Annotated in this window: 17 protein-coding genes; 5 read left to right on the top strand and 12 right to left on the bottom strand. The window is 45.6% G+C overall.

The genetic code is table 11. The annotated features are described in order from the left end of the window. Positions 1-45 precede the first annotated feature (45 nt). The 3 genes from AAC052_RS10125 to AAC052_RS10135 all read right to left on the bottom strand — a co-directional run bounded on the left by AAC052_RS10125 (position 46) and on the right by AAC052_RS10135 (position 1,878). Positions 46-474, bottom strand: a complete 429-nt coding sequence (locus tag AAC052_RS10125) for a DUF2141 domain-containing protein (protein ID WP_339812991.1) — start codon at positions 472-474, stop codon at positions 46-48. Positions 475-538: 64 nt separating this feature from the next. Beyond that, positions 539-739 (bottom strand): hypothetical protein, encoded by a 201-nt coding sequence (locus AAC052_RS10130; protein WP_339812993.1) that lies wholly within the window; start codon positions 737-739, stop codon positions 539-541. 170 nt (positions 740-909) lie between these two features. Next, positions 910-1,878 (bottom strand): alpha/beta fold hydrolase, encoded by a 969-nt coding sequence (locus AAC052_RS10135; RefSeq protein ID WP_339812995.1) that lies wholly within the window; start codon positions 1,876-1,878, stop codon positions 910-912. A gap of 122 nt (positions 1,879-2,000) precedes the next feature. Between AAC052_RS10135 and AAC052_RS10140 the strand changes: the two genes are divergently transcribed. Together AAC052_RS10140 and AAC052_RS10145 are read left to right on the top strand one after the other, a co-directional pair. Beyond that, complete coding sequence (locus AAC052_RS10140) at positions 2,001-2,960, top strand: ROK family protein (protein ID WP_317492173.1); 960 nt, start codon at positions 2,001-2,003, stop codon at positions 2,958-2,960. 102 nt (positions 2,961-3,062) lie between these two features. Further along, entirely contained in the window at positions 3,063-3,692 is a 630-nt protein-coding gene (locus AAC052_RS10145) for a deoxynucleoside kinase (RefSeq protein ID WP_339812996.1), read from the top strand. Here AAC052_RS10145 and AAC052_RS10150 read toward each other — a convergent pair. The 5 genes from AAC052_RS10150 to AAC052_RS10170 form a co-directional block, all read right to left on the bottom strand. Further along, entirely contained in the window at positions 3,660-4,337 is a 678-nt protein-coding gene (locus AAC052_RS10150) for a hypothetical protein (RefSeq protein ID WP_339812997.1), read from the bottom strand. The two genes, AAC052_RS10145 and AAC052_RS10150, sit on opposite strands and share 33 nt — an antisense overlap. 47 nt (positions 4,338-4,384) lie before the next feature. After that, positions 4,385-5,191 (bottom strand): hypothetical protein, encoded by an 807-nt coding sequence (locus AAC052_RS10155; RefSeq protein ID WP_339812998.1) that lies wholly within the window; start codon positions 5,189-5,191, stop codon positions 4,385-4,387. Positions 5,192-5,330: 139 nt separating this feature from the next. After that, on the bottom strand, positions 5,331-5,795 hold the full coding sequence (locus AAC052_RS10160) for a DUF2452 domain-containing protein (protein ID WP_317492177.1): 465 nt from the start codon (positions 5,793-5,795) through the stop codon (positions 5,331-5,333). Between the two features lie 7 nt (positions 5,796-5,802). Next, positions 5,803-5,952, bottom strand: a complete 150-nt coding sequence (locus tag AAC052_RS10165; protein ID WP_317492178.1) for a hypothetical protein — start codon at positions 5,950-5,952, stop codon at positions 5,803-5,805. A gap of 81 nt (positions 5,953-6,033) precedes the next feature. Beyond that, complete coding sequence (locus tag AAC052_RS10170) at positions 6,034-6,411, bottom strand: hypothetical protein (protein ID WP_317492179.1); 378 nt, start codon at positions 6,409-6,411, stop codon at positions 6,034-6,036. A 331-nt stretch (positions 6,412-6,742) separates the two neighbouring features. Between AAC052_RS10170 and AAC052_RS10175 the strand changes: the two genes are divergently transcribed. After that, a complete protein-coding gene (locus tag AAC052_RS10175; protein WP_317492180.1) occupies positions 6,743-7,126 on the top strand; it encodes a DUF3127 domain-containing protein in 384 nt (127 codons plus the stop codon). 2 nt (positions 7,127-7,128) lie between these two features. Here the strand turns inward: AAC052_RS10175 and AAC052_RS10180 are convergent, their stop codons facing one another. Beyond that, positions 7,129-8,346 carry a DEAD/DEAH box helicase gene (locus tag AAC052_RS10180; RefSeq protein WP_201568434.1) on the bottom strand — a complete coding sequence of 406 codons (1,218 nt, stop codon included), beginning with the start codon at positions 8,344-8,346 and terminating at the stop codon, positions 7,129-7,131. A 120-nt stretch (positions 8,347-8,466) separates the two neighbouring features. Between AAC052_RS10180 and AAC052_RS10185 the strand changes: the two genes are divergently transcribed. Continuing rightward, complete coding sequence (locus AAC052_RS10185; RefSeq protein ID WP_339813005.1) at positions 8,467-10,692, top strand: DUF5916 domain-containing protein; 2,226 nt, start codon at positions 8,467-8,469, stop codon at positions 10,690-10,692. Between the two features lie 41 nt (positions 10,693-10,733). On the opposite strand, the gene AAC052_RS10190 is transcribed toward AAC052_RS10185, so the two are convergent. From AAC052_RS10190 to AAC052_RS10200, 3 genes are all read right to left on the bottom strand, one after another. Next, on the bottom strand, positions 10,734-10,946 hold the full coding sequence (locus tag AAC052_RS10190) for a hypothetical protein (protein ID WP_317492184.1): 213 nt from the start codon (positions 10,944-10,946) through the stop codon (positions 10,734-10,736). Between the two features lie 240 nt (positions 10,947-11,186). Next, positions 11,187-11,861: an FKBP-type peptidyl-prolyl cis-trans isomerase gene (locus tag AAC052_RS10195; protein ID WP_317492185.1), complete on the bottom strand. Its 675-nt coding sequence runs from the start codon at positions 11,859-11,861 to the stop codon at positions 11,187-11,189. A 57-nt stretch (positions 11,862-11,918) separates the two neighbouring features. Beyond that, on the bottom strand, positions 11,919-12,179 hold the full coding sequence (locus AAC052_RS10200) for a hypothetical protein (RefSeq protein WP_317492186.1): 261 nt from the start codon (positions 12,177-12,179) through the stop codon (positions 11,919-11,921). Positions 12,180-12,484: 305 nt separating this feature from the next. Here AAC052_RS10200 and AAC052_RS10205 point away from each other — a divergent pair, with 305 nt between their 5' ends. Next, positions 12,485-13,099: a DUF2911 domain-containing protein gene (locus tag AAC052_RS10205; protein ID WP_317492187.1), complete on the top strand. Its 615-nt coding sequence runs from the start codon at positions 12,485-12,487 to the stop codon at positions 13,097-13,099. Positions 13,100-13,120 lie beyond the last annotated feature (21 nt).

Consider the following 13,120-nt stretch of genomic DNA (forward strand, 5'->3'; position numbering starts at 1 on the left):
GCAAATTGGGAAGGATGATGGCCAGGCTGGCTATCGTCTTTCTTTTTAATAGTACTTGGTGTCGATAGTAACAGAGCACCCACTTTCTCTTACCACGAAACTGCACTCTTCGAAGTTCGGCGCCCTCATCCGTACTTTAGGGTTGTTCGAAAAACCGAAACCTTCCGATGGCATTCCAAGCCACGAGTATTGCATTTCTCCATCCAGGTTTTCGTCGTGCATAAAGGTGATAGCATAGGTGCCGAAAGATGCTGGCAAGGAAACGGTCGCCTTATTATTGGTAATTTTAGATGTGGTCGCTATGGCTGATTTTTCCAGTTCCTCCGGAAACCCGTCCGAGTTCCTAAACAGATACAGCCTTACCTCCCCGTTATCATTCCTAAGACCCGTCACTGTGATCTCGCAGTATTGTGCGACCAACTTTAAGGAGGAAAAAAGAAAAAGCAAAAAGACGACTGGTAAAAAACGTATCATAGAATTTCAAATCCGCCTGATTGCACTCAGGTCGCTGGCGAAATGGCCACTATAAAACGTGGGCTCACTTAGGCCCTTGACTGTTCATCCTATCTTCAATTTCCTTGATCTTCGCATACACAAGACCAAGTTCCTGGTCTTGTGCATCAGAGAGTTCGTTAAAGGCCTCATAAAGAAGGGTCATGTGATCACGAAGAAATTTCAGTTTAGCATCTATTACAACTCGAAGTCGCTCTACTTTTTTATTTATCTCTTCTATTGTCATGTTGAAAGGCTTCCATTATTAACGATAATATACAAGTTAAAAGTTTGTTCCACAACACCGAACATTCAAAGGCCTCACTTGTATCCCAATAGTTCAAGCGTTCGCCGGGCCACGTTGGCTTGGACATAGATAACCTCCCATACTGAACTATTTCCCGCCCCTCCGATTCGCTAGCTGATCGCTTCCAAAAACTCCAACGCCCTCCGCTCAGCCCAGTTTACCGCATCGCCCGTCTGCGTAAACCCAACATGTCCGCCAACTTTTGGGGTTTCCAAATACAAGTAGTTGCTCTCTCTGGCCATTTCATAAGGGTAGCATTTGTCTCCCAGCATAGGATCATTCAAAGCATTGGCAACCAGCGCCGGTCTTTTCAGGTTGGGATAAAATTGATCCGACGTGGCTTTGAGATAGAAGTCATCTCTGCTGCTGAATCCATGCAGAGGCGCCGTATATCTATCATCAAACTCATCGAAGGTCGTGATGAGGTCGATACCTGTGGCATCTACCACCTCCGGATGCCTCAATGCTTTCACCTTCATTTTTATCTTAAGCTTATCGAGAAAACGATCCTTATAAAACCTATTGCTTCGCATGGTGAGTTGCACAGCACTGTCCCACAAATTGCACGGAACTGAAAAAGTGGCAGCACCTATTATCTCTTTCCTGACCTGCGCCCCTCTTTCGCCCAGGTACTTCAGGCTCATGCTCCCTCCCATGCTGAATCCTATCAACGCCACTTTGCTGTATCGGCCCGATTTCAAACCATGCTCTACAACAGCCGAAAGATCTTCGGTGGCCCCGTGGTGATACAGTCTGGGCAGTCTGTTCATTTCACCGCCACAGGTCCGGCAGTTCCATGCCAGCGCATCCCAGCCGTTGGCTGCGAAGTACTTTGCCATCCCGGTAATGTAGGGCCTGTGACTACTGCCTTCAAGCCCGTGAGTCAACACCACCAACCTGTCATTACCTCCCTTCAACCAGTCCGCATCCAGGAAATCTCCGTCCTCCAGTTCCACCCTTTCCCGGACGTAGGTAACACCCTTAACTTTTCTGAAAGCGGAGGGGACAACTGTTTCCAGGTGGGGGTTAAAAAGATAAGCTGGGCGCCGCTTGTAACTGCTTTCGGGAATTAGTGGCATCTAATTATCTCATCTAAATCGTTTGCGGCTTAAAAATACATGAAGAGGTTTTTATAAGAACCCTCCATTGCATATTTTTCAAAACTATTTGCTTAGCAATTTAACTCTAACAACCCCTTTTCATGAAAGAAATTGCCATCGGTATTGACATTGGCGGTACGAACACCAAGTTTGGTTTAGTAGACAAAGATGGAGAGACCCTTTTTCAAAAATCGATCCCAACAAGAGCCGAAGGTGATGTCAACGAGTTCTTTAAAGACCTTCAGGAAAGTATCCAGGGAGCCCTTAAAAACTTCCCTGACGTCGACATAAAAGGTGTAGGCATTGGCGCCCCAAACGCCAACTATTACAAGCAAACGATAGAACACGCTCCTAACATCCGCTGGGGGACAATTGTCCCTTTCGGAGAAATTTTCAAAAAATACTTCAAGTACCCGATGGTGATGACCAACGACGCCAATGCTGCTGCTATTGGGGAAATGGTGTATGGGGCTGCGAAGGGAATGAAGGACTTCATCGTCATTACGTTAGGCACAGGTTTAGGAAGTGGCATCGTCGTTAACGGCCAGCTGGTATACGGCCACGATGGTTTTGCCGGAGAGCTCGGCCATGTAATAGTAAACCCCAACGGGCGATACTGCGGCTGTGGCAGAAAAGGCTGTCTTGAAACCTACGTGTCTGCTACAGGCATCAAACGCACAGTTTTTAAGCTCCTGGCTGATTATACCTACAAGAGCGAACTGCGTGCTATTGCCTTCGATGATCTAACCGCCGAGTTCATCACCCAGGCAGCTATGCGCAAGGATCCTATTGCCATTGCTGCGTTTGAGTACACCGGCAGAATACTCGGCATCAAACTGGCCGACACCATGGTGCACACCAGCCCCGAAGCCATTTTCCTTTTCGGAGGCCTTGTAAAAGCTGGAGACTACATCTTCAAACCAACGCTGGAGCACATGGAGAAAAACATGTTCCCGGTCTTCAAGAATAAATTAAAGCTCATTCCTTCTGGCCTTATGGATAAAAATGCGGCCGTGCTTGGCGCAGCGGCACTGGTATGGAAAGAGTTTGAAACGCCTTAAACAAGAATCCTTACACATACAGAAAAGGGCCGGAAGTATTTTCGGCCTTTTTGTTTTTATGAGTGCCTGTCAACCCTTTACTTTTGCACGCATATGACACCAATGCACATCGCAGTAGCCGGAAATATCGGAGCCGGAAAGACCACCCTTGCTGAGAAGCTTGGTAAGCACTACAACTGGAAAGTGCAGCTTGAAAGCGTGGAGGAAAACCCCTACCTCGAGGATTTTTACAGCGATATGAAGAGGTGGGCATTTCATGTTCAAATACATTTTTTGAACAGCCGTTTCAAACAGGTTAACGAATTAAGAGACTCCAGGGTGTCTATTGTCCAAGACCGCACCATATACGAGGACGCTTACATATTCGCTAAGAGCTTGTATAGCTCAGGGCATTTTTCAGAAAGAGACTATGAGAGCTACCTCAACCTTTTTGAGCTGATGATCACTTATGTGCAGCCACCAGACTTGTTAATTTACCTAAAAGCAGATATTGGCAAGCTTGTTTCACAAATCGAGAAAAGAGGCAGGTCGTTTGAAAACGCTATTCGCATCGACTACCTGAAAACCCTCAACCAACACTACGAAGATTGGATTGGTAGCTACAAACTTGGCAAACTACTGGTAATTGATGTAAACAACCTGGACTTCGTATCGAAAGTGCAGGACTTCTCCTACGTTGTTAATCAGATAGACGTGGAATTACACGGGCTCTTCAGCGGCGACAGCAGGTAATCCAAGCCTTCTTCTCAAATACTTAACGAACGACACATAGTGATCTCCTGAGGGAGATTTTATCAACTCTCCTACTGTAAGCAGCTTCCCTCCTGACATAATTTGGTCGTAAATAGAAAAGTGTAAAACTTCATACCCCTCCAGCTTGGCCAGCATGTCTCTTAACATGTTCCGAAAAGCAAGCATTTTCCAGCCAGAGCTACCGTTTCCAAAAAAATCCCCGGGATCGGATGCCTCCCCAAAATGATTGTTGCCAACGGGATTGCTCCAAACACCGGCAATAAGGCCAACTTTCTTGCAACCAACTTCAAACTGCCGACAGTACCGAAGAGACGCCTCCACGTTCAATCCTTCGATGTCTGAATAAAATGGCGCTCGGAGGCAAACGGCGGCATAGCGGTTGTAGGCCAGCTCGTCGTTTCCAACAATCACCTTCCCTTCAAACACAATCGGGTAAGCTGGTACTTCGATTTCAGTAATACCTCCAGTAAGTTGGCCTCCAAGTTTTTTGTAGATGTCGTCTACTTGTGGCCGAAAATCACTTCTCCACAGGCGTTGCCGATTCCCAGATCGCACCTCTGTCTCATATGAGAGTTTCTCACCTTCTAAAAACGCCTCTATTCTCCTTAACACGATATTAGACATGCACAGATTTGTTCTTGATCAACACAAAACTAGTTACTTTTTCAAACCTAATTATTTGGGGCTCCATCTGTCACCCAGCAAACAATCTTGTTGATCTCATCTTCTTCCAGTTGAGCAATTCCCTCCTGCATGGGAGGCATTCCTCTGTTTCCTACTCTCAGCCCAATTTGCTTTGCGTTGTCCTGTATGCCTTTAAAGCTCGTCATGTCAGGAAACTGACTTCCTGTGACATGGCAACCATCTACAGCGCACTTATTTTTAATAATTGTAGCAATTGCTGTATCGAAACTTAAACCGGACGGCACAATAGCTTTGGTGTGAAACTCACAAAAACCGTCCTTCACGGCGACTGAATACTCTCCGTTTGCCAGGCCGCTAAAAACCGAAGATTCTACGAAGTTTTTACCGTCGATACTGTATAAGTATGTGCCGCTACCGCCCGTTGCCGACAACTCAACTGAGCCTTCCGAGCCTTCACAACCAGCTACATTTGCTATAAAACTTAGCGTTAAGTCGTTCTCCACCGCCAACCCAACCGAGGTAGTAGCTGTACACTCGTTGGCGTCCATTACAGTCAAAGTATACGTTCCGGGGGCGAGACCGCTAAATTTACTGCTTGATTGGAAATCGAGACCATTGATGCTAAAGGTGACAGGATCTGTTCCACCAGAAACAGCGACGGTAACAGTTCCCGGAGTGCTGCAGGTAGGGGCTGCCGTGGACTCCACACTTATTGCCGGGCCGGACACTGAGCAGTTGACGGTCATGTCATCATTGCGTCCGCAACCTGATATCATAATCACAAAAATGCACAAGCAAAAGGCAGCAAAAAAAAGTCTAAACAAGGTGGTCATAGTTCATTTGCTTTTTCCACCCCGGTTACCCAAACATCAGCCTACTTATTAACTCCCCGGCTGGCATAAAACATCTCTTGAAGGTGGTCATCAATACAACAACAAACATATCACAGCTACCTATAACAAGTGAAAAAAACTAGCCAACATGAGACTCCAAAATTTCCCAGGTGTGATCGCTCAAGAGTTTTACCTTTGAGAGGTATTGCTGAAACGGCTTGCTTCTTCCCCACTCCGTCGGAGCAATCATCGACAGCACATCATCCCCATCGGCCCTGGAATACAGATAGTAAATCTTCCCGATGATGGGCTCAAAACTAACCTGAGCCTTGTAGATTCTTTCCGACACTTCTACCCTGGATTGTATGTCTTTTGCCTGCCTGGCAAGCAGCTGCATTTGCTCGTAAATCTGGCTGAGTTCCCGGTCGGTTTGCTCGTACATAGCAGCCACCGATCTACCCCTTATTTTGCCCCGGTCTTCAGGCTTTACCAGGGCACTGCCGGCGTGATGCGGATAGGCAAGAATTCCCGGATTGGCAGCAACTTTCTCAGCCTCCTTTTCCATGTCAATCTTGTCGATATCAATCTTCTTTCCCGCTTCCATTTTTGTGCTATTTATTATCACCCGGAGCTACTTCATTTCTGAGATGAGACTTAGATCCTGGGAAGGTCGTCCGCCTCGAAATGTCCCAACCGATGATGATCATGATGACCATAAAGACAGCCGCCACCACCAGAAATATTTTCTTCGATTTACTCATGCCTACCTCTTGTTGTGATTAACTTCATTCCAACACTGAATGTTCAAAGTTAGTCAACTTGACAAAAAGATTCAGAAAGGTTCAGAGAAATGAAAGCTGTAGAAGGTCAGTTTCCTTTGAGATAAAATGAGCCTTATCACCATAAATCAACACCGGGGTTTTTAGGTAATCGGGGTGCTTCACGATCAGGTCGATGTACTGCTTCGGGGTGCTCAGGTGCAGGTAGTATTCCTGGCTCTTCAGCTGCTCGCAGTCATGATCGACGAGGTCCTGATACCCCACCCCAAGCCTGCCTGACAGGTCAGCTAGAAATGAATACTCCAGCGCAGAAGACTGAACGTCCAGCTTCACAATTTTGTCAGAAAAAACACTGATATAGGCAAGCGCCTGCTTGTCAAGATCACGCTTGCTATTGTACACAAAAATCATCTCGCTGGATCCGCCCTCTATCATGGCCATTGTTCATATAATTCAGAAACCGAAGTTAAAGGGTGGCCCTATCATTAACCTTGATGAAGATCAGTAAAGCGCCCGTAAACTGATGATTTTAGTCAAACAATCAGAGAAAGGTCACCTCCTCAAAGGGGCATTAGTAAGTAAAAATCAAAAAAAGATATCCTCTAAATGACTTGAAATAACCACTGCTAATTCACTCGCTACTAAATTACTATACTATCCCAACGTAGTTTAAGCTTTAATATATGACATAATGACAAAGCCCATTTTTTTCGATTCAAATTGGCCTCATTGAAGATAGTGGCTACCTTTGAAGCCTAAACACGACTAACTTATGGATATCAAGGGAAAACTTCTCGAGAAAAGTGAAACAACTAACGTGACAGCCTCTTTCAAAAAGCGTGAATTTGTTGTGGAATTTGCGGAGAATCCTCAGTATCCGGAGTACGTTAAGTTTGAGCTAATCCAGGACAAGTGTGACCTACTCAACGACTTTCAGCCAGGTCAGGAAATTGAAGTACACTTTAACTTGAAAGGCAGAAAATGGACTGATCCGAAGGGCGAAGTAAAGTACTTTAATTCGCTTCAGGCATGGAGGATTTTGCCAGTCGGTGCCCAGACTTCAGCGGGTAGTTCTCCTTCGGGCGAGGCACCCCCACCAGCAGAAGAACCGGAATGGCTGAGTGCCTCATCAGAAGACGACGATCTTCCGTTTTAAGGTTATCTTCTTACCTTCCTTCGGCCTCCCCCGCCTCCTCCACCTCTTTCTCTTGGAGAACTTTTAGGGTGCTTGGCATCGTACACCGGCCCCTCGCCTATCGATGACGGAAGCTTCACCATGCGTATGCTCTTGCCAATAAGATTCTCTATTCGGCTGAACTTTCTCTGGTCATCTTCATTCACCAGAGTGAACGCAATGCCATCCGTTTCTGCCCTCGCTGTCCGGCCAATTCTGTGCACGTAATCCTCCGGATCCTGGGGCACATCATAGTTGATCACAAGGTTAATATTCTCTATGTCAATACCCCTGCTCAGCACGTCTGTTGCAATAAGAATATTGATCTCCTTGTTACGGAATTTTAGCAGGCCCGACTCCCTTTCATTTTGCTCAAGATCCGAGTGAATCGACTCCACCTTTCTGCCGTCTTTTCGCAGCTGTCTGTCCAGCTCTTTCACAGTGGTTTTCCGTGAGCAGAATATCAGAATCCGGGGCAGCTGTCTGGCGTCCAATATGTGGCTAAGCAGCAAATTCTTCTGAGGATTGTAGACTGAGAAAGCGGCCTGAAATATCTTCTCAGCTGGCTTCGAAATAGCTATGCTTATCTCCACAGGGTTGTTCAGCATTTGAGCAGTGAGCGTTCTTATTTTTGGCGGCATGGTCGCAGAGAACATCAGGTTCTGGCGCTTAGCCGGAAGCATGTTAACGATCTTTATCAGGTCATCAATGAAACCCATGTCCAGCATCCTGTCTGCCTCATCAAGGATCAGGTGCCGGAGGTTGCTGAAGTCGGCATAGTCAAAACTCATGTGTGTGATAATCCTGCCGGGCGTAGCCACAATAATATCGGCACCTTCCTGCAAAGCCTTTTTCTGCGAATCCCAGCTCGAGCTGTCAGAGCCACCGTAAACAGCAAAGGAACTCACTCCCGCAAAGTAGCTCAGTCCATTTATCTGCTGATCGATTTGAATAGCCAGTTCCCTTGTCGGTGCCAATATCAGCGTCTTGATCTTTCCGTCAGCATTCTTCTGATTGTCATTAATAACAGGTATCAAATAGGCACCCGTCTTTCCAGTTCCCGTTTGTGCGCAGGCGATGATGTCTCTTCCAGATAAAATCACAGGGATGGCTTGCTCCTGTACCGGAGTCATTTTCTCAAAGCCCATCGCTTGTACAGCATCCTTGAGCTCAGGAGAAATCTCTAATTCTTTAAAATCCACTTTTGAGTCTTTACGTTTTTATTGTGCTTTCCTTTCTATCATCAAACTTTGATACCATTCATCAATTACGAAAACGAAGTGTTTGAAGCATCCTTCTATATTCGGGGTTAGGAGGACTACATGAGAGGAATTTTACTACTAACAACACTGACCATTTTTGCTTATGGTATTTCTATTCAACTAACGAAGGCACAAAATACACTTCCATCGTTACATATACAGAAGGCAAAGGGAAAAATAATTTTGGATGGCGCTCTGAATGAGGCAGATTGGGAAAGTGCAGAAGTCGCTGGAGACTTTATGCAGTACTTCCCTTACGACACTTCTCTCGCCAATTCGCAAACTGAAATCCGGATTACTTACGACGACGAGTTTCTGTACATGGGTGCCAAAATGTACAACCAGGCGAAAGACCGAAAGTATGTGACCCCTTCCTTAAGAAGAGATTACCGGGGAGAAGCCAACGATGGCATCACGCTTATTTTGGATCCATTTCAGGACAAAACTAATTCATTTCAGTTCGGCGTTAACCCGTTTGGAGTTCAAAGAGAAGGTCTTATTGCCAATGGCGGCTCCGGAGGCGGGCAAAACCTCAGTCTGTCGTGGGATAACAAGTGGTACACGAAGGCCGTGCAGTACGAGGGCTACTGGATAGCAGAGCTGGCCATACCATTCAAAACCATCCGGTTCAAGGAGAACTCACAAAAGTGGAACATGAACTTCTACCGGATCGATAGTGAAAATGGCGAACGATCATCATGGGCTCGCATACCACGAAACTTCAGCCTCATCACGCTGGCATTTAACCGGGAAGTAGTCTTTGATAAACCACTCAAAAAACCGGGAGCCAACATCTCACTTATTCCCTTTGTAGCGGCGGCATATGAACACGACCAGGAAGAAGGCTTGTCGCCAGCCAAATCAGCTGACTTTGGCGGCGATGCAAAAATAGGTATTGGCCCATCGCTCAACCTGGACCTGACTTTCAACCCCGACTTTTCGCAGGTTGAAGTCGACGATCAGGTTACCAACTTAGACCGATTTGAAATTTTCTATCCCGAGAAAAGGCAGTTCTTTCTGGAAAATGCCGATCTCTTTGCTGACTTTGGTACGCAGAACCTCCGTCCGTTTTTTTCCCGTCGCATTGGCGTAACCAGAGACGAGAGCACCGGGCAAAATCTGCAAAACAAAATTCACGCAGGTGCCCGCCTTAGCGGCAAGATTAACAACAACTGGCGGGTGGGACTGCTGGACATGCTAGCTGCCAAAGATGATGCACTGGGACTCCCCTCCACCAACTACTCTGTAGCCAGCTTTCAGCGCAAACTATTTACCCGCTCCAATGTGGGAATGATTTTCGTGAACAAAGACCCCACGGGGCCTTTGCAAGCGGCTGACGGCAGCGATAGCATACGCACCTACAACAGAGTGTTGGGAATTGACTACAACCTCGCTTCAGCCGACAACAAATGGAATGGTAAGTTCTTCGCTCATCGAACCTTTAGCAATGAAGGCCTCAATGATGCCTTTGCTCTGTCTTCAGAAATAGAATACAATTCACTCCGCTGGGAAATTTCAGGAAGGCTACAATCCATAGGCGCTAATTATGACCCTGAAACCGGTTTTGCCCGCAGAAACGGTTACAACCGTGCGTCGCAGAGTATTTGGTACAACTTCTACCCAAACTCAACCATTGTGAACAGGCATGGGCCCGGCTTTGACACCGACAATATATGGAACAGTACATATGGCACCACCGATAGGGACATCAACCTGATGTACCGGATACAGTTCAAAAACACCTCAATGTTCAATATGCGGCTCAGGCATGATTATGTGTTCTTGTATTTCTCTTTCGACCCGACAAATACCGGCGGCATAGAGCTGCCAGAAAGCTCTGAGTACGGTTACTACTCGGTTATTGCCAATTATGACTCTGACGCAAGAAAAAAAATGTTTTACAGCCTTAATACAAGATCTGGTGGCTATTTCAACGGAACACGAGTGAACCTTGACTCGGAAATTGGATACAGGATACAACCCTATGGGATTATTTCGTTGGTCACTAATATCAACCGGCTGCGGCTTCCGTATCCTTACAACGATGCCGACCTGCTCCTGATTGGGCCAAAGTTTGATGTCACGCTCAGCAAGTCATTCTTTCTGACCACCTACTTCCAATACAACAACCAGATCGATAACATTAATGTCAATGCACGGCTCCAGTGGCGCTTCAAACCTGTGTCCGACATTTTCCTCGTTTACACAGAGAATTACCTGCCAGAAACATTTTACTCACGAAACCGCTCACTAATTTTCAAAGCGACCTACTGGCTCAATCTTTAAAGCTGACAAGGTTATCGTATCCAGCCCAAAATGGTTGGGATTTACTGAGAAAGGCTTACCTTTTTGAGGAAAGAAGAAACAGCTTCAACCGACTGGCTACCAACTTCCTGAAGAGTGGATTGGCTTACCAAAGGCTGATCTTGAGGAAGCTCATTTGGAAACATCACCAGAGATGAAAGATCAAGGAAGCCAGGGGTTAACAAAACAGCAAGCAGAGCCACTATCACCCCGAGGGTAATTAATGTAGTGCTCATTTTATTTCTTGCCTGTTGCATGACTAGTTGTAATACAAAGTTGATGCCAATTATATAAAAACCTATTTTACAGGTAGTTACATTTTCATTCTACTACTTAGTGACCAATAGTGTACAGTTTTTGATCACAGTATCGAACGCTTTGTATTAGTACTCTTGTAGATCGAAAAGATTACAACTTTGCGTTAAAAAAAATAGAAGGTCTCGCCTGGATCCGGGAAACGGCGAAATGAAACTGGCTTATTCTATGAGTTCGACCTCGAAAACCAAAGTGGCATTGGCAGGAATTTGGCCACGGGCCATGCTTCCGTAACCAAGGTTGGCCGGCACCCGGATGTAAGCCCTGGAGCCTTTCTTTAGCAGCCCTATGCCTTCGTCCCATCCCTTGATTACCTGGCCGGCACCCAGCACAAAGCTAAAAGGCTTACCCCTGTCAACCGAACTGTCAAACTTTGTCCCATCTTCAAGGTAGCCGGTATAATGAACCGTGACTCTGTCGCCTACATTAGGCAAGTCACCAGTGCCTTCTACAAGCATCTTCACTCCGAGGCCGCTGTCTCTATAGGTGTAGCCAAAATTTCTTCTTTCTATTTCCCATGCCGACAGTGCCTTCTGGAGAAAGAGTATCTCCAAAGCAGACAGCTTCAACTTAGAATCGGCAGCCAGAGAAATGAGGTACTCCTCTGTGGCTTTATTGACTGATGGGATGTATTTCCCCTTCTTTCCGTTTTGAATGAGGAAGTTTGGCTGCGTTTCCGAAAACTGAACGCATATGCCTGCAAACTTACTGTCCGTGAAACAGAAATCTGCCACATAGGCCAATTTCGATTCACACTCAGTGCACTGCGCATAACCTTCTGATACCAAACCCAACAAAATCACCGCTACCAGAAACTTCCGACAAAGATCTTCCATAATGCTTTCGTTAAAAAGAAAGCAAAGAACAGGCGCTTAGAAATAAAAATCAATAATTTATTTCCTCTTCTTCCTGAACGTGATTGGAATGAAATCGTCGGTCGGGATGCCGATGTGGGCCAAATCCCATTCAGGGTTGTATCCGCTAATGAGGCGCTTAATACATTCGACCCGGTCATGGGTTGGAAATTCGCATTCTTCCCAATAAAAAATCTCGACCCTGTAATGATACTGTTTTTTGATTCCGTTGATTCTTACTTCAACTTCGATCTCCTGCTCTTCTAAAGTGCGGGGAATCTCTATACCAATAACTGCCATATAATATGTTTCATTTGCATCAGGTGTACATCAAAAAACATACCTGTATACTAAATTACTGATTATCAATTATTTGATTGATTGGTGCAAAATGAAAATGAACGATTTCAGGACAATAAAGTGTTCATTTTTAAAGAGTTAGTTGAGCCACTATTGATATTGAAAGAGTAGGTTTGCAGTTTTCACAGCAAATAACGCGGCTCGTTACAACGAATCAGCTAATAACGCCGTTAAACCCATCCCATGGTAGAATGAAGTAAGAATTTTGTTTATTTACGAACTTGAAATAATTATAATAATATCTTATGAAAACGCCAGATTCTAACCTTTTGACTAAGTTGAGCGCTATTGGATTACTTGTACTTTGCGGACTAACGTTCGCAAGTTGTTCCTCTTCCTCTAAAAGCGAATTTTCTGATTCAGAAACCGTTGTGGAAACAGAAGATGATGCCGAAGACGACAAATCGCAAAGACCGAGCCCTCCGGCATCAACAACTGCCAATGTAAGTGGAGTAAACGTAACTATAGACTATAGTGCCCCTGCCGTGAAAGGCAGAACCATTTGGGGCGAGCTGGTTCCTTATGGTAAGGTAGACAGAACGGGAGCCAATGAAGCCACTGTGTTTTCAGTCGACAAGGATGTCTTGATAAATGGAGAGCTGCTGCCCGCTGGCCAATACAGTTTGTTCAGTATTCCAACAGAGACTGACTGGACACTTATTTTCAACAAAGAGGCCGAGCAATGGGGCGCCTATGATTACAAAGAGTCTGAAGATGCCCTAAGGGTTACTGTCACGCCATCCATGGTGGACGATTTCAAAGAAAGGCTTGAATTCAAAGTTTCATCCGACGGCACAGTAAATTATCACTGGGAAAAACTTGTATTCAGTTTTACTGTAGCACCTTCTCCGAATAGCTAAAAACAAAAATAGGGCGGTGCT

The organism is uncultured Imperialibacter sp. (assembly GCF_963974565.1).
GTDB classification, from domain to species: Bacteria; Bacteroidota; Bacteroidia; order Cytophagales; family Cyclobacteriaceae; genus Imperialibacter; species Imperialibacter roseus.